Source organism: Nocardia sp. PLKS1-43, assembly GCF_059510335.1.
The window spans coordinates 320,377-336,248 of sequence record NZ_JCAJZQ010000004.1; the positions used below are offsets into that span (position 1 = coordinate 320,377).

Genomic DNA, 15,872 nt, shown 5'->3' on the forward strand with positions numbered 1-15,872 from the left:
CTCGCGTATAGCACTGTGTGCTACCTGGTGTCACGCGGAGAGCTATGGGCTGACGGCGGTCTCAGCTCACCTCCGGCTCGTGCTGGAGCGGACGAAGCCGCTCGACCGCGTCGTGCATGTGGTGGATCAGGAGCGTGCGGGCGTGCTCGGGGGAGCCGTTGCCGATGGCTTCGCGCAGGTCGACGTGTTCGCGGGCCTGTTCGCCGATGTCCGGATAGGCCGACTGCAGAGCGCCGAGGCACATCCGGGTCTCGATCAGCAGGGTGCGGGCGGCGCGGGTGAGCCGGGTGCTGGCGGCGCTTTCCACCAGTGCCTCGTGGAAGGCCTGGTCGGCGGCGGAGACGCCCGCGGCGTCACCGCGCTCGGCGTAGGTCAGCATCTCGGCGACGCTCGGGCCGAGGGCCTCGTAGGCGATCGCGCGACGCCCGTCCAGGATCAGCTCCAGCGCACCGCCCTCGATGGCGGTGCGCGCCCGGTAGACGTCGACCACGTCGTCGGGGGTGAGCTCGATGACGAAGATGCCGCGATGCCGGATGCTGTGCAGCAGGCCCTCGGATACCAAGCGCTGCATGGCTTCTCGGACCGGCCCGCGCGAAACGTCGAACTGGGCGGCGAGATCCGCCTCGACCAGCTGCGCGCCGGGGCCGAGGGTGCCGTGCATGATGGCGTCGCGCAGCCGGTCGGCGATCATCTCGGCGGTGGACTGCCGATTGACCGGCTCGAATTCAATCACCGACATGAGTCAGCCTTTCGGACAATAGCTTTCCCAGTCCCGAGGGTTCGATGACGGAGCCCGTCGGGGCGCCGGGCGAGGGTGCGGTGCCGGGAGCATATCCGGCCAGGCGCAGCCCCTCCCAGATCGTTACCTGATTGGCGGTGAGAACCGGTTTGCCCAGCGTCGCCTCGAGCTTCGGCAGCACCTCCAGGGTGTGCATGGCGGTATCGGGAATCAGCAGCGCCTGTGCGTCGGGGTGATCGTTGGCCACGGCCAGTTCCAGGACCTGATCGGGACGCAGCGTGCCGACCTCCGCGGCGGTGTCGATACCCGCGCTGGACATCGACAGCACCTCGATGCCCTCGGCGGCGAGGAATTCCACGAACAGCCGGGCGACGTCGTCCGGATAGCTCGCGCACACCGCGACCCGCGTCACCCCGATCGCCCGCGCCGCGTTGACGAAGGCGAAGCTGGTGCTGGACGCGGGCGCCGCGGCGGCCTCGGCGAGCCCGCGAACCTGCTCTCGCGCACCCTCGGGGCCGTAGACGAAACTCCCGGAGGTGCACGCCCACACCACCGCGCTCGGCTCGTACTCGGCCAGCAGCGCCGCACCCTCGCGCAACCGGGCCGGGCTGCCCAGATCGAGCAGTTCGGGTACCGCGTGCAGGTCGGTGCCGTAGATGTGCACGACACGCAGATCCACACCCAGCGCCGCCGCGGCGCGGGGGTAGTCGTCCTCGGCGGCGTGGTCGGGGTAGATGAAGCCGATCGTCGGTGTCATGGGTCTCCTTCGGTCAGAACACGTTCTGGAGCCATTTGCCGGGCCCCATCATCGGCAGTTTCATCCGGCCCAGGCATGCCCACATGGTGAGTTGGTTGGCGGTGAGCACGGGTTTGCCCAGGGCCTGTTCGAGCGGTTCGATCAGGTCGTAGGTGGGCAGGTTGGTACAGCTGACGAAGATCGCCTGCGCCTGCGGGTCGTCGGCGTTGATGATGCGTTCGGCGATGGTGCGGTAGCTGACCTTCCAGATGCCGCCGCCCAGGCCGAGATGGTCCGAGCGGATGACATCGCAGCCGGCTTCGTCGAGGAAGTCGTGCAGTTTGTGGGTGAGGATCTCGTCGTACGGGGTGATCACCGACAGCCGGCCGATCTCGAGTTTGGTGATCGCCTCCACCAGCGCCCCCGAGGTGGTCACCGCGTCCGCGGCGCCGGCCCGGCAGATCGCCTCGACCAAAGACCGCTCGTACTCCAGCCCCTTGATGAAACTGCCCGAAGTGCACAGATAAGCGATGACCTCCGGATCCACATGTAGCACGTTGCGGGTGGCCGCGGTGAGATGCACTGCGTCGGAAACCAATTCGGCCATTTCGACCGAAACCGGCACGGGTTCGTACGGGGTCCGCGCGAGGTGCAGGCTCACCTCGAGCGGCGCCCAGCGCCATAGTTCCCGCTCCAACGCGAGATCGAACGGCGCGATGATGCCAATGCCCCGTTGGGCCACCGGCCCGTCGAATTCGGGCAAATTCAGTTCCACGAGGGCCCCTCTCGCGTCCAGCCTGGTAGTCCTCCGCACACGATCGGATTGTTGACAATCATACGATGTGTTTTTAGTCTGTCAATGTGAAAGAGGGCCCCATAGTCACCGTCCTGCACGATGGCACTCGGCCCGATGCGCAGCTGATGCGCCCGGTCGAAGAGCGGGCCGAGGTTCGCTACACGGCTGCGGATGGGTTGGCCGAGGCCTTGCGCGGTGCCGAAGCACTGTTCGTCTACGACTTCCTGACCACGGCGCTGCCGGGCGCATGGCCCGCGGCGGACCGCTTGTCATGGTTGCACGTCGGCGCGACCGGTGTCGATTCGGTGTTGTTCGACGACCTCGTCGCCAGCGATGTCACCGTCACCAACACCCGCGGCGTCTTCGATACGTCCATCGCCGAATACGTTCTCGCGCAGATACTTTCCTTCGCCAAGGATCTGCCGGAGTCGCAGCGCCTGCAGCGCGACCACCAGTGGCATCATCGAGAATCCGAACGAATCGCGGGTGCTTCGGTGCTGATCGTCGGTACCGGATCGATCGGCCGGGCGATCGCGCGGCTGCTGCGTGCGGTGGGTATGCGCGTGCGCGGGCTGGGCCGTCGCCCGCGCACCGACGATCCCGATTTCGGCGCCGTCGGCACCGATCTGCACGCCGAACTTCCCGAAGCGGACTATGTCGTCGCCGTCGCGCCGCTGACCGCGCAGACCCGGGAGATGTTCGATGCTCGAGCTTTTACGGCCTTCAAACCACATGCCCGTTTCATCAACGTGGGTCGTGGGGAATCAGTAGTGACAGACGACCTCGTGGCCGCACTGCGGGCCGGTGCTCTGGCCGGTGCTGCACTCGATGTCGTCGATCCCGAGCCGCTGCCACCCGGCCATGCGCTGTGGGATCTGCCGAATGTTCACCTCACGCCACACAATTCCGGTGATTTCGTCGGATGGCGTCGCGAGATCGTCGCGGCGTTCGCCGCCAATTTCCGGAAGTGGATCGATGGCCGGCCGCTGGACAACGTGGTCGACAAGAGGCTGGGTTACGTGCCCGCCTGAAGGGAGTCAGCTATGGCCCACCCCGATATCGATATTCCCACCGAGCCTGCCGCCATGACCGCGGTCGAGCTGGTCACGGCATACTCGGCGGGTGCGTTGTCGCCGGTGGAAGCGACCCGCGCGATCCTGGACGCGATCGCCGCTCGCAACGATTCGGTCAACGCGTACTGTCTCGTCGACCCGGACCGGTCGATGGTGCAGGCCAAGGAGTCCGAGGCGCGCTGGCATTCCGGGCATGTCCAGGGTCTGCTGGACGGGGTGCCGATCTCGATCAAGGACATCTTCCTGACCGAGGGCTGGCCCACCCGCCGCGGTTCCACCTCGATCCAGGCCGATGTGCCGTGGCCGGTGGACAGCCCGGTGGCCGCCCGGCTGCGCGAGGACGGCCTGGTGTTCGTGGGCAAGACGACGACTCCGGAGCTGGCGTGGAAGGGCGTCACCGACAGTGCGCTGACGGGTATCACCCGCAATCCGGTGGATCCGACCAAGACCGCGGGCGGCTCGTCGGGCGGCAGCGCCGCGGCGGTCGCGGGCGGGATGGGCCCGATCTCGGTCGGCACCGACGGCGGCGGCAGCGTGCGGATTCCGGCCTCGTTCTGCGGCATCGTCGGGTTCAAACCGACGCACGGCCGCATCCCGCTGTACCCGGCGAGCCCGTTCGGCCCGCTCGCGCACGCGGGCCCGATGACCCGCACCGTCGAGGACGCGGCGCTGCTGATGGACATCCTGTCGCTGCCCGATCCGCGCGACCCGACCGCGCTGGCCCCCACGCTGACGACGTTCCGCAGCCAGCTCGCCCGCGACGTGCGCGGCTGCACGGTCGCCTATTCGGGCACGCTGGGCTATGTCGACGTCGATCCGGAGGTCGCCTCGCTCGTGGAGGCGGCGGTGCGCCGGCTGGACGAGGCGGGCCTGCACGTGGTGGCGGCGGATCCGGGATTCGCCGATCCGCTCGAGGCCTTCGAAGTGCTGTGGGCCGCGGGGGCGGCGACGATGCTCTCGAAATTCCCCGAGGGCACCCGCGAGCGCGTCGATCCGGGGCTGGGTGAGGTCTGGGATCGCGGCAAGACCTGTTCCGCGGTCGACTACCTGGACGCCCGCGCCATCGCGGCCGAGGTCGGCATCGTGATGGGCGCGTTCCACACCGCGCACGACGTCCTGATCACCCCCACCATGCCCATCCCCGCGTTCGAGGCCGGACACGACGTCCCGCCGGGCAGCGGTCTGAGCAGCTGGCCGCAGTGGACCGGTTTCACCTACCCGTTCAACATGACCCAGCAGCCCGCCATCTCCATCCCCGCGGGCACGACCGCCGCCGGGCTGCCGGTGGGCCTGCAGATCGTCGGCCCCCGTCACTCCGACGACCTGGTTCTGGCGGTAGCCCGTTTCGCGGAGACGGTCCTGGCCTCCTGACGCGCACCACGGCCCCCGAACACGACGTTCGGGGGCCGCTGTGTGTCGACGCCACCGAGCTGTGTGCCGGCACGCCCGAGCCCGGTCCACCGACGAGGTTGGTGGACCGGGCTCGGGCGTATCGGCGGATGTCCCGCTATTCGGCGCGCGCGAAAGCGAGCGTTTCCCCCTCGACGCCGCGCAGCCACAGGTTGTTGCAGGCGGTGGCGAGGGCGGGCAGACCCTCTTCGATCGTGGCGAAGACATTGCCCGGGACCCAACCCACGTCGCCGTTGAGCAGCAGGTTGTTGCGTCCGTAGAAGAGGGCCAGGTCGGTCGCGCCCTGAGCGTGGTGGGCCTCGGAGCCCGGCTCGTAGCCGTAGGCGGGGTTGCCGATTTCCCAGGGTTCGAAGTCGAAGAGGCAGACGTCGCCGGGAATCGGTGTGATGGTGGGGTTTTCGCGGTGCGGTGCGGCGGTGATGCGGGGCACCAGGGTGTAGACCTCGTTGCGGGCGTACTTGGCGTGGAACGCGTCGCCCTCCTGTGGGAGGGCGTCCCACACCGCGGCGCAGGTGAGCGGGGCTTCGTCATCGAGAAGCCTTGCCCGGCAAGAGATTCCGGCCTTGGTCAGGGTGATGGTCAGATAGCGCGGCATAGCAACTCCTAGAGTTCGTCGAGGACGTCGGACCACAGCGCCAGTGCGTCGTCGACCTGGCTCTCGGACACCACCAGCGGCGGAATCATCCGCACGACATTGCTGTACGCGCCGCAGGTCAGCAGCAGCAGCCCCTTCTGCGCGGCCAGGCGCTGCGCCGCGCTCGCGGTGGCGGTGTCGGGTTCCCCCGTGGCCGTGGTGAATTCGGACCCCACCAGCAGGCCCAGGCCGCGGACGTCGCCCACCGCGGCGGTGGCGGACTTGCGGACGCCCTCGACCAGCTGACGTCCGCGCACGGCGGCATTCTCGACCAGTCCTTCGGATTCGATGACCTCGAGCGTCGCGACGGCCGCCGCGCAGGCGACCGCGTTACCGCCGTAGGTGCCGCCCTGCGAGCCGGGCCAGGCCTTGGCCATCAACTCCTCCGACGCGGCGATACCCGAGAGCGGGAAACCGCTGGCCAGGCCCTTGGCGATGGTGATCACATCGGGCCGCACGTCGAAATGCTGATGCCCGAAGAACTTTCCGGTGCGCCCGAATCCGGTCTGGATCTCGTCGAACACCAGCAGGATGCCGTGCCGGTCGGCGCGCTCGCGCAGTCCCTGGAAGAACGCGGTGTTGCCGGGGATGTAGCCGCCCTCGCCGAGCACCGGCTCCACGATGAACGCCGCGGTCTCCGCCGGGGAGCTCAGCGTCGCGAACAGGTAATCCAGTTCGCGCAGTGCGAATTCCGTCGCCTGCTCCTCGGACCAGCCGTACCGGTACGCGGTGGGGAACGGCGCGACGTGCACCCCGCCCATCAGCGGGCTGAAACCGGCCGAGAACCGGGTACCGGAAGTCGTCATGGTCGCCGCCGCGACGGTACGGCCGTGGAAGCCGCCGTGGAACACGATGACATTGGGCCGGCCGGTGGCCTGCCGCACCAGACGCAGCGCCGCCTCGATCGCCTCACTGCCGGAATTGGCGAAGAACAGTGAATTCAGCCCCTCGGGCAGTACCGCACCCAGCTTCTCGGTGAGTTCGAGCAGCGGGCGGTGCATGACGGTGGTGTACTGGCCGTGGATGAGGCTGCCGACCTGGGCACGGGCGGCCTCGACGACCCGCGGGTGGCAGTGGCCGGTACTGGTGACCCCGATACCAGCGGTGAAGTCCAGATACCGGCGGCCGTCGGTGCCGTACAGATAGCACCCCTCGCCGTGGTCGACCGTGACGGGAGTGGCTTGTTTGAGGAGAGGGGAAAGCTCGGACATGGTAGCCGCCTCGGAAAGTCGGGTCGGATTGTCTGTTGTAGGATTGTTGACAATATGCATATCATGGCGGGGAGGGCCGCAGCAATGGTCTGCGGGGATCGAGGAGCAGGCAGTGACGCACACCAGCGAAGGCGTGAACGAGACCGAACGTCTGGCGATCGAGAGCGTTCCCACGGGACTGTTCATCGGGGGCGGCTGGCGCCAGACCGCCGCGCGGCTGCCGGTCGAGGATCCGGCGACCGGGCAGGTGCTGTGTGAGGTGGCCGACGCCACCCCCGACGACGGCCTGGACGCTCTGGCGGCCGCCGCGAACGCGCAGGCCGATTGGGCGCGCACCCCGCCGCGCGAGCGCAGCGATCTGCTCATGCGCGCCTACCGCCTGCTGCTCGAGGAGACCGAGCGCCTCGCCCTGATCATGACCCTGGAGATGGGCAAGCCGCTGGCCGAGGCGCGCGGCGAAATCTCTTATGCCGCTGAGTTCTTCCGCTGGTTCGCCGAGGAGGCGGTCCGCCTGGACGGCGGCTACATGCCCGCGCCCGGCGGCGGATCGCGTTTCCTGGTCACCCGCCAGCCGGTCGGCCCGAGCCTGCTCATCACGCCGTGGAATTTCCCGCTCGCGATGGGCACCCGCAAGATCGGCCCGGCCCTGGCCGCGGGCTGCACCTGCGTGGTCAAACCCGCCGAGCAGACCCCGCTGTCCATGCTGGCCCTGGCCGACATCCTGGTTCGCGCGGGACTGCCCGCGGGTGTGGTGAACGTGGTGACCACCTCCGATCCGGCCGCGCTGATGACGCCGATGATCATGGACGAGCGTTCCCGCAAACTCTCCTTCACCGGATCCACCGCCGTCGGCAAGATCCTGCTGGAACAGTGCGCCCGCACGGTGATGCGGACCTCGATGGAACTCGGCGGCAACGCGCCGTTCGTGGTGTTCGAGGACGCCGATCTGGACGAGGCCGTGGCGGGACTGCTCGCGGCGAAGATGCGCAATATCGGCCAGACGTGCACCGCGGCGAATCGAATCCTGGTGCAGCGCACCGTCATCGACGATTTCGCCCGCCGGCTGACCGAGCGGATGGCGGCGCTGCCGATGGGGCGCGGCACCGAGCCGGACGCGGTGGTCGGTCCGCTCATCGACAGCGACGCGGTGACGAAGGTGACCGACCTGGTGGCCGACGCCAAACAGCGCGGCGCGACCGTCCTGCTCGGCGGCGAAGCCGACGGCCGTCCCGGAAACTTCTATCCCGCAACGGTTCTCACCGGCGTGCCGGACGATGCGGCGATGTGCCACACCGAAATCTTCGGCCCGGTAGCGGCTCTGACCGCCTTCGACACCGAGGCCGAGGCGGTCGAACGCGCCAACGACACCCCCTACGGGCTGATCGGCTACGTCTACACCGAGAGCCTGCGGCGCGGCCTGCGGGTGAGCGAGGCGCTGGAAACCGGTCTGGTAGGACTGAATCAGGGCGTGATCTCCAACCCCGCGGCTCCGTTCGGCGGGGTGAAGGAATCGGGCCTGGGTCGCGAAGGCGGATTCACCGGAATCGACGAGTTCCTCGAGACCAAGTACATCGGCGTGAAGATCTGAGCGGCGCGACCAGGGTGCGGGAATACATCGGCAACACTGTGAGGGAGATTCGTTGAGTACCTACCGAATCGCGACCATCCCCGGCGACGGCATCGGGGTCGACGTGACCGCCGAGGCGGTGCGAGTCGTGGACGCGGTACTGCCCGGCATCGAATGGACCGAATTCGACTGGTCGTGCGAGAACTACCTGCGCACCGGATCGATGATGCCGCCGGACGGCCCGGTCCGGCTCGCCGGATTCAACGCGATCCTGCTCGGCGCGGTGGGCTTTCCGGGGGTGCCGGACCATATCTCGCTGTGGGGCTTGCTGATTCCGCTGCGCCGCGCCTTCGGGCAGTACGTGAATCTGCGTCCGGTGCGCCTGCTGCCGGGCACCGAATCGGCGTTGCGCGACCGCACCGCGGCGGATCTGGACATCCTCATCGTCCGGGAGAATTCCGAGGGCGAGTACTCCGAAATCGGCGGCATCCACAATCCGGGCCGTCCGGAGGAGTTCGTACTGCAGGAATCGGTATTCACCCGCGCGGGCTGTGAGCGCATCATCCGGTACGCCTTCGAGCAGGCCGCCCAGCGCGGCGGGCGGCTGTGCTCGGCCACCAAATCCAACGGCCTGATTCATTCGATGCCGTACTGGGACAGCGTCTTCGAGCGCATCGCGAGCGAATACCCCGCCGTGCAGACCCGGCAGATGCATGTGGACGCCCTGGCAGCGGAGATCGTGCTGCATCCCGATCGCCTGGACGTCATCGTCGGCTCGAACCTGTTCGGTGACATCCTCTCGGACCTGGCCGCGGCCGTCACCGGCGGACTGGGCCTGGCGCCGTCGGGCAATATCAACCCGCAGCGCGATACGCCCTCGATGTTCGAGGCCGTACACGGCAGCGCACCCGATATCGCGGGTCAGGGCATCGCCAATCCGGTCGCCCAGATCCTGGCCGCCGCGATGATGCTCGATCATCTGGGCGAACGCGCGGCCGCGGCCGCCATCGATCGCGCGGTTTGCGATGTGCTGGCCGAGGGCGCGATCCGCACCCCCGACCTGGGCGGAACCAGCACCACCACCGACGTCGGCACGGCGATCGCCGAACGCGCGGTGAGCCTGATTCCCTGACGCGGTAATTGATTCCGTTCGGTGGGCCGTCGCGATCGCGCGGCGGCCCACCGCCGCGGCGGGTTCATACGGCGGGCCGCTGAGCGCACCTCGCCGTCGGGCCGGTCAGTCCGTCGCGATATCGGCGAGGAACAGCTTGACCCGGGTGCCGGCGAGTCGTGCGGCCAGCGGCAGCCCGGGGCCGGCCTCCTCGCGATCCACGACGCGGGGATTGACGATTCGCCGCCGGCGCCCGAGGATCCGCACCTCGGCCTTGCCCGCGGTGAGTACGTTCTTCACCCAATCGGTGCGGCCGTGTCCCAGGGCGACGCACAGGGTGTCGTCGAAGCGGAAGGCGTTGACGGGCGTGGAATACGCCCGGCCGGTCTTTCGCCCCTCGTGTTCGATGACGGCGAACCAAGGCAGATACGGGGCCAGCGGCCGAACCACCGGATTCACGTATCGGGTCTGGATGCGATCCAGCCACTCCGGGAACAAGCTGACTTCACGGTCGGGCGTAGGCATACGGTCACCCTTTCAGTGGGGCGCAGTCGTGCGCGCCGGATTGTCGACTCCGATGAAAATATGGCAGATCCACAGCGACCGCAGCGCCGAATACCTGATGGTGTCCGGTGGCTGCCTACGGGCCTGCCGGGCACTGTCTCGGATACGACCGCCGCCGGCGCTCGATGAGCATCTGAGCCGCTTTCGAGCGCCGGCGGCGGCCGGCGGCGTCACCGAAACGCCGGTCGCCTGCCATGATTCCGGGCGATGATCGTCCCCTCGCGCGAGGTCGGCACCCTCGAAGCGCTGGCCCGGTCGGCTTCGGACCGGAATCATCGGGGCTGACCTATCGCATCGAGCGGCCCTGGCGGTGGGGCCACGCCGGGGTGTGCTTCCGCGGTCGCCTGCCACCTGCGGCAGCCGTTCGATGCCGGTGCACCGAATTCGATGTATGTCCGCACCGCACGGGCCCTCCACCCGTCTGGCCACCGGCAATGTCGGCACGTTCGTCTGATCGGTTCGATAGTCGATGACCTCGGGACCGGACGATAGTGTCTCATGGCCGCCGATCCGGGGGATGCGGAGCAGAACGCACCGGACGGATATCTGCCGACGTCGAGGGCGAAGGCGGCCGCGCTCCGCCCTGGGCTGCGGCCACCGCTCGGGCTTCGAGTCCGACCGCCTGGACGGCGGCCCCGGCCCGCTGACCACACGCTGGCTGAAAGCCATTGCCCCGGAGGAGGTTTCACGAACTCTGGCGGCCGGGGTCGCGGGTGCGTGGCGTCCATTGCCTGACAGTGGCCGACGGGGAGATTGTATTGTCGTTCGAGCGCTGCGATATCCGGCATGCCGTCGCGGATCTGCCGACTGTACTGGGGGACCATTGCCGCTCACATCATTGGTCACCGGACCGCAGCTTGCGCTTCGGGACTGCATCTCGGGGGTGCCGGCCGCACTGGACACCAGCAGGAGTGTCGGTTGACGGCCTCGTTCCGGGGATTCGGCGTCCTAGCGCATGCGGAGTTCAGAAAGCTGTTCACAGCGTATTCGACATCCGCGGTTGGCGATGGACTGCAATTGTTCGCGCTGACGTTCGTGGTGCTGCGAATCGGCGGTGGCCCAGCGCAATTGGCGCTCGTGCTGGCGGCTCGGCAATTTCCCACAGTCGCGCTGACATTGCTCAGCGGCGTGTGGGCGGACAGATTGGAGCGACGCCGTTTGCTGGTGTTCTCCGATCTGGTGTGCGGCAGTTGCCAGCTCGCGGTGGCCGCGGTTGTGCTGACCGGGTGCGCGCGGGTATGGCACCTTGCCCTGTTGGGACTGGTATTCGGCTCCGCGCGTTCACTTTTCGTGCCCGCGGTCGCCGGTTTGGTGCCGGCGACGGTGCCCGCGGACCAGTTACGCCAGGCCAATTCGCTCATGCAGACCGTTCGGGCTTCGACATATGTGGCCGGTGCCCCGATCGCCGCCTTCGTCATCAGCGTCAGCTCGCCGGGAGTGGCGGTGCTGCTGGACGGGATCAGCTTCGTGATCAGCGCGGCGTTCCTCGCGGCGATGCGACAACGGGCGGCCGCCGGGGCCGCCACACCGAACCGCGGCATGTGGCGTGAACTGCGCGGCGGATGGCACGAAGTCCGTTCTCGGCGTTGGCTGTTGGCCGAACTGTTGCGTTCCTGCATCGACCTGCCGCTGGTCATCGCGCCGATGACAGTGCTGGGCCCGATCATTGCCGCGCACCGCCTGGGAGGTGTGTCCGCGTGGGCGATGATCTCGACCGCGTTCCTGGTCGGCACCCTTGCGGGACCGGTGCTCGCACATCGGTCGCGGCCGGCTCGCCCGATGCTGGTGTGCACCGCGCTGATGTACATCGGCGCGGTTTCGCCCCTGTTGCTGGCCTATTCGAGGTGGGCGTGGCCCATCGCGGCGTCGGAGCTGGTGAAAGGGTGTGTGGTGGGCTATTTCGGTGCGCTCTGGGCGACGCTGCTGCAACAGAAGGTGGCGGACAACGTCCGCTCACGGGTGAGCGCCTGGGATTTCACTCTCACCACCGGGTTGACACCGCTGGGGCTCGTCGTGGTCGCGCCGCTCACACAGCACGTCGGTACCGCACTCCTGCTCACCACGGGCAGCGTGTGGGTGCTGGTCAGTGTCACCGCAGTCCTGTGCCTCCCGGAGATCAGGAATTTGACTTGGGGGGATGATGAATGGTCGGTGCTCATCAAATCCGGATTCCGGAACGGCATTTTCTGCGCGGCGCTGCGTGCTCAGGTCATTCGGCTGGTCGAGGGCATGCGAGCCGCGGGGCATCAGGTATCGAACGCACACGAATACGGAGGCTTCGCAAGACTTGTGGTGGTCGACTCCAGCGGTTCGGCCCGGTGGGACCGATCCGGGCGATGGTGCTCTCGATCTCTTCAGGACGTGAGCCAGATGGCTTCCGCGGCCGGACTGCCCAGATCCACGATCTGTTCGCCGATCCGTATCGCGATGGTGCCCGCGAAATCTCGCCGCTCCACCACCGTGATCGGGGTATCCAGCGCGATGCCGACCGAGTCGAAATACCGCAGCATCGCCGGGTCGAAATCGGAAATCCTTGCCACCCGGCCGTTTTCGCCGGCCTGGAAGTCACTGAGCTGCCGGGCGGGGGGCGTGGGCACCGCCCCGTCCACCGACGGAATCGGATCGCCGTGCGGATCGCGGTCCGGATGACCGAGTTTGGTGTCGATGCGTTCCATCAGCGTCTCGGAGACCGCGTGCTCGAGCACCTCGGCCTCGTCGTGCACCTCGTCCCAGCCGTAGCCGAGCTCGTTGACCAGGAACGTCTCGATGAGCCGATGACGGCGCACCATCGTGATGGCCGCGCGGCGGCCCTCCTCGGTCAGCGTGATCGCACCGTAGCGGGCATGTTCGACCAGGCCCTGGTCGGCGAGTTTGCGCACCGCCTCGGACACCGTGGACGCCGAGACGCCGATGCGTTCGGCCAGCAGTTTGGTGGTCACCTTCTCCTGCGACCATTCCTGCGTTGTCCAGATCACCTTGAGATAGTCCTGGGCGACCGAGGACAGCACCGGAGCGATACTCCCGCCGGAACCGAGCCCGGACTCGGTCTGCGAGGAGCCCTGGGATATCGGCGACACGGCGGGGTCGACGAGCTCACGTCGGGTGGCGACATCGCGTTTTCCGGGCACACATCGAGCTTAGCCGGGCAGGTCGCGCCGACCGAGCCGTAGCGGTGCGGGCGATGCGCGGGCGGGGGAGCGGCTCCGGGGAAGATGACGGATGCGTGACGCGGGACGGATCCGCGTCCTGCGCGGCTGTGAACATCCACACCGCGGAATGCCCGCCACGGGCGGGCGTGACTAGGCTGCGGTGTGTGCAGAGATGGCGAAGTCTCGAGGAGATGCCCGCTGACTGGGGCCGTTGTGTCCTGACCATCGGGGTGTTCGACGGCGTGCACCGCGGTCATGCCCAGCTGATCGGTCGCGCCGTGAAATCCGCGGCCGTGCGCGGTGTTCCCTCGGTGCTGATGACCTTCGACCCGCACCCCATGGAGGTGGTCCGCCCGGGTTCGCACCCCGCGCAGCTGACCACCCTGACCCGCCGGGCGGATCTGGTCGAGGAACTCGGCGTCGACGTCTTCTGCGTGATGCCGTTCACCCACGAGTTCATGAAGCTCACCCCGGCGCGCTACGTGCACGATCTGCTGGTGGAGAAGCTGCACGTGTGCGAGGTCGTGGTCGGGGACAACTTCACCTTCGGCAAGAAGGCCGCGGGCACCGTGGCGACCATGCAGGAGCTCGGCGCGCGTTTCGGCTTCGAGGTCGACGGGGTCAAACTGGTCGGCGAGCACGCGGTCACCTTCTCCTCCACCTACATTCGCGCCTGCGTCGATGCCGGTGACATGGCCGCGGCGGCCGACGCGCTGGGCCGCCCGCACCGGCTCGAGGGCGTCATCGTGCACGGCGACGGCCGCGGCCGGGACCTGGGTTACCCGACCGCCAACGTGGCCCCGCCCATGCACGCGGCCATTCCGGCGGACGGCGTGTACGCCGGATGGTTCACCGTTCTGACTCCCGGCGCGGTGATCGGCACGACCCAGCCGGGCAAACGGATGATGGCGGCGATCTCGATCGGCACCAATCCGACCTTCTCCGGCCGCACCCGCACCGTGGAGGCGTTCGTCCTGGACACCGACGCCGACCTGTACGGACAGCACGTCGCGGTGGATTTCGTGGAACACCTGCGCCCGATGCGCGCCTTCGCCTCGGTCGAGGAGTTGACCGCCGAGATCGCCCGCGACGTGGACCGCACCCGCGAACTGCTCGCCGAACCCGGGCGGTAGCCCGGCGCCCGGCGTCGTCCGCGACCTCGAAAACTGTTCAGGCCGAGATGAATTCGGCGATGTCGGCATTCAGCGTCGATGCGTGGGTGACGTAGAGCCCGTGCCCGGCCGTGGGGTACTCCTTCAGCTCGGCGTCCTTCAACAGCTGCACCGCGACGCGGCTGGTCGGCTCGATCGGAATGGACTGATCGGCCAGGCCGTGCAGCAGTAGCACCGGGATGGTGATCTCCGCCAGATCGGGACGCAGATCCGACTCGCCGATCGCGCGTTGCATCGTCTTCGCCGCCCAGGGAGCGGCCGACAGGCAGCGGCGGACCTCCTCGTCGATGAGCGCCGCGGACACGTCGTTACCCAGATGCGTCGCGAAGTAGCCCTGCGCTCGATCGGCCATCCACTTGGCCCGGTCCGCGCACAGCGCCGCGATCGAGGCGTCGATCATCGCCTGCGGGATGCCGGCGGGATGATCCGGACTCCAGCTCAGCTTCGGCACCGCCGCGGCGATCAGCACCATCCGCCGAATCCGGTCCTGACCGTGGCGGGCCAGGTAGTGCACCGCTTCCGCGCCACCGCCGGAGTGCCCGATCAGCACCGCGTCGCGGATGTCGAGGTGGTCCAGCAGCGCGGCGACGTCGTCCGCGCGGGTGTCGTTGTCGTAGCCCTCGGCAGGACGATCGGAGCGGCCGTGTCCGCGCCGGTCGAGCAGAATGCACCGGTAACCCCGCTCGACGAAGTACGGCACCTGGTGCTCCCACATATCGGTGTTGAGCGACCACCCCGCCAGGAACACGATCGGCGCGCCCGACCCGTAGACCTCGTAGGCGAGGGTGGTTCCGTCGGTGCTCTGGAAGTACGGCATCGTTTTCTCCTGTTCTGTGGTGTGTCACCGATATTCGCGGCTCGAGGGAATGAACGCGATTACCTCCGGGGTAACGGGCGCGGTACGTCACGCGGCCGATTCGGATCGCCGCAGGTGATCCGGTATGCTGGCTCGTCGGGTTTGCTGCGGTTCGTGGCGGCGCCCGCCCGGGATTCGTTCCCGGTCCCTCGAGCGCGGACTGAAACATCAGGAGTGATTTCGTGGCTCTGACCACCGAGCAGAAGTCGGCCATCCTCAAGGAGTACGGCCTGCACGAGAAGGACACCGGTTCGCCGGAGGCCCAGATCGCGCTGCTGTCCAAGCGGATCTCCGACCTCACCGAGCACCTGAAGGTGCACAAGCACGACCACCACACCCGGCACGGCCTGCTGGCCCTGATCGGTCGTCGTCGTCGCTTGTCGAAGTACCTGCAGGCCAAGGACATCGAGCGTTACCGTTCGCTGATCGAGCGTCTGGGCCTGCGTCGCTAGGACTGTCCGCGATGCCGGAGATCACCGGATTTCCGCAGCGACACAGTGAGGCAGTTGACAAGGCAGCCGACGGGGAGGCATACAATCTCCCCGTCGGCTAGTCGTGCATGCGGACCCCCTGGGGTTCCGGTACGGCGGTGCCACATGCCGTACGCATCCGTCCTCGTGGCGTCGGTCCTCGGTAGTGGCCTTTCGGCAGGAGACGACTCCGCCGTAGGGCTTCGATCGATGGCCGCCTCCGCGTCGCCGCTTCCAAGGGGGAACCGGTCGGGTGTACGCGTAGCAACCAGGAGGGTTGCCGCGCGCCCAAGCCTGGGTACGGACTATCCCTCAGCCGGGGATTTGGTTGAGGGCTGAACAGCCGGATCGCGCTCATGTGCGCTGGATCCGGCGAAGACGAGA

Annotated in this window: 14 protein-coding genes and 1 pseudogene; 7 read left to right on the top strand and 8 right to left on the bottom strand. The window is 68.0% G+C overall.

Annotated elements, in window-relative coordinates:
* Window positions 1–61: 61 nt before the first annotated feature.
* The 3 genes from AC5WS7_RS17035 to AC5WS7_RS17045 are packed head-to-tail and all read right to left on the bottom strand — an operon-like array spanning window position 62 to window position 2,250.
* Window positions 62–739, bottom strand: a complete 678-nt coding sequence (locus AC5WS7_RS17035; protein ID WP_495955469.1) for a GntR family transcriptional regulator — start codon at window positions 737–739, stop codon at window positions 62–64.
* Window positions 726–1,496: a maleate cis-trans isomerase family protein gene (locus AC5WS7_RS17040; protein ID WP_495955470.1), complete on the bottom strand. Its 771-nt coding sequence runs from the start codon at window positions 1,494–1,496 to the stop codon at window positions 726–728. The genes AC5WS7_RS17035 and AC5WS7_RS17040 overlap by 14 nt, the downstream gene beginning before the upstream one ends.
* 13 nt (window positions 1,497–1,509) lie before the next feature.
* A complete protein-coding gene (locus tag AC5WS7_RS17045) occupies window positions 1,510–2,250 on the bottom strand; it encodes a maleate cis-trans isomerase family protein (RefSeq protein ID WP_495955471.1) in 741 nt (246 codons plus the stop codon).
* Between the two features lie 86 nt (window positions 2,251–2,336).
* Here AC5WS7_RS17045 and AC5WS7_RS17050 point away from each other — a divergent pair, with 86 nt between their 5' ends.
* Both AC5WS7_RS17050 and AC5WS7_RS17055 read left to right on the top strand, forming a co-directional pair.
* A complete protein-coding gene (locus tag AC5WS7_RS17050) occupies window positions 2,337–3,302 on the top strand; it encodes a D-2-hydroxyacid dehydrogenase (RefSeq protein ID WP_495955472.1) in 966 nt (321 codons plus the stop codon).
* A 27-nt stretch (window positions 3,303–3,329) separates the two neighbouring features.
* Window positions 3,330–4,715, top strand: a complete 1,386-nt coding sequence (locus tag AC5WS7_RS17055; protein ID WP_495955932.1) for an amidase — start codon at window positions 3,330–3,332, stop codon at window positions 4,713–4,715.
* A gap of 136 nt (window positions 4,716–4,851) precedes the next feature.
* On the opposite strand, the gene AC5WS7_RS17060 is transcribed toward AC5WS7_RS17055, so the two are convergent.
* Together AC5WS7_RS17060 and AC5WS7_RS17065 are read right to left on the bottom strand one after the other, a co-directional pair.
* Complete coding sequence (locus AC5WS7_RS17060) at window positions 4,852–5,349, bottom strand: DUF3830 family protein (protein ID WP_495955473.1); 498 nt, start codon at window positions 5,347–5,349, stop codon at window positions 4,852–4,854.
* Between the two features lie 8 nt (window positions 5,350–5,357).
* Window positions 5,358–6,599 carry an aspartate aminotransferase family protein gene (locus AC5WS7_RS17065; protein WP_495955474.1) on the bottom strand — a complete coding sequence of 414 codons (1,242 nt, stop codon included), beginning with the start codon at window positions 6,597–6,599 and terminating at the stop codon, window positions 5,358–5,360.
* Window positions 6,600–6,777: 178 nt separating this feature from the next.
* Here AC5WS7_RS17065 and AC5WS7_RS17070 point away from each other — a divergent pair, with 178 nt between their 5' ends.
* The gene (locus AC5WS7_RS17070) at window positions 6,778–8,187 is read left to right on the top strand and encodes an NAD-dependent succinate-semialdehyde dehydrogenase (protein ID WP_495955933.1); all 1,410 of its coding nucleotides are present in this window, start codon (window positions 6,778–6,780) and stop codon (window positions 8,185–8,187) included.
* A gap of 52 nt (window positions 8,188–8,239) precedes the next feature.
* Complete coding sequence (locus tag AC5WS7_RS17075) at window positions 8,240–9,298, top strand: tartrate dehydrogenase (protein ID WP_495955475.1); 1,059 nt, start codon at window positions 8,240–8,242, stop codon at window positions 9,296–9,298.
* 105 nt (window positions 9,299–9,403) lie between these two features.
* Here AC5WS7_RS17075 and AC5WS7_RS17080 read toward each other — a convergent pair whose 3' ends face one another.
* Window positions 9,404–9,802 (bottom strand): nitroreductase family deazaflavin-dependent oxidoreductase, encoded by a 399-nt coding sequence (locus AC5WS7_RS17080; protein WP_495955476.1) that lies wholly within the window; start codon window positions 9,800–9,802, stop codon window positions 9,404–9,406.
* Window positions 9,803–10,627: 825 nt separating this feature from the next.
* Between AC5WS7_RS17080 and AC5WS7_RS17085 the strand changes: the two are divergent.
* Window positions 10,628–11,935 (top strand): annotated as a pseudogene (locus AC5WS7_RS17085) (MFS transporter); the annotation flags it as partial.
* A gap of 260 nt (window positions 11,936–12,195) precedes the next feature.
* Here AC5WS7_RS17085 and AC5WS7_RS17090 read toward each other — a convergent pair.
* Window positions 12,196–12,858, bottom strand: a complete 663-nt coding sequence (locus AC5WS7_RS17090; RefSeq protein ID WP_495955934.1) for a metal-dependent transcriptional regulator — start codon at window positions 12,856–12,858, stop codon at window positions 12,196–12,198.
* A gap of 296 nt (window positions 12,859–13,154) precedes the next feature.
* On the opposite strand from AC5WS7_RS17090, the gene AC5WS7_RS17095 reads away from it, so the two are divergent.
* Window positions 13,155–14,123 (top strand): bifunctional riboflavin kinase/FAD synthetase, encoded by a 969-nt coding sequence (locus tag AC5WS7_RS17095; protein WP_495955477.1) that lies wholly within the window; start codon window positions 13,155–13,157, stop codon window positions 14,121–14,123.
* Window positions 14,124–14,160: 37 nt separating this feature from the next.
* Here AC5WS7_RS17095 and AC5WS7_RS17100 read toward each other — a convergent pair whose 3' ends face one another.
* A complete protein-coding gene (locus tag AC5WS7_RS17100) occupies window positions 14,161–14,979 on the bottom strand; it encodes an alpha/beta fold hydrolase (RefSeq protein ID WP_495955478.1) in 819 nt (272 codons plus the stop codon).
* Between the two features lie 221 nt (window positions 14,980–15,200).
* Here AC5WS7_RS17100 and rpsO point away from each other — a divergent pair, with 221 nt between their 5' ends.
* Window positions 15,201–15,470 (top strand): 30S ribosomal protein S15, encoded by a 270-nt coding sequence (gene rpsO, locus AC5WS7_RS17105; protein ID WP_067678534.1) that lies wholly within the window; start codon window positions 15,201–15,203, stop codon window positions 15,468–15,470.
* Window positions 15,471–15,872: the final 402 nt, after the last annotated feature.

Excerpts from the sequence above, each read along its gene's own strand:
- AC5WS7_RS17035 (WP_495955469.1), bottom strand. The coding sequence starts at position 739 with ATGTCGGTGATTGAATTCGAGCCGGTCAATCGGCAGTCCACCGCCGAG.
- AC5WS7_RS17080 (WP_495955476.1), bottom strand. The coding sequence starts at position 9,802 with ATGCCTACGCCCGACCGTGAAGTCAGCTTGTTCCCGGAGTGGCTGGAT.
- AC5WS7_RS17040 (WP_495955470.1), bottom strand. The coding sequence starts at position 1,496 with ATGACACCGACGATCGGCTTCATCTACCCCGACCACGCCGCCGAGGAC.
- AC5WS7_RS17100 (WP_495955478.1), bottom strand. The coding sequence starts at position 14,979 with ATGCCGTACTTCCAGAGCACCGACGGAACCACCCTCGCCTACGAGGTC.
- AC5WS7_RS17065 (WP_495955474.1), bottom strand. The coding sequence starts at position 6,599 with ATGTCCGAGCTTTCCCCTCTCCTCAAACAAGCCACTCCCGTCACGGTC.
- AC5WS7_RS17060 (WP_495955473.1), bottom strand. The coding sequence starts at position 5,349 with ATGCCGCGCTATCTGACCATCACCCTGACCAAGGCCGGAATCTCTTGC.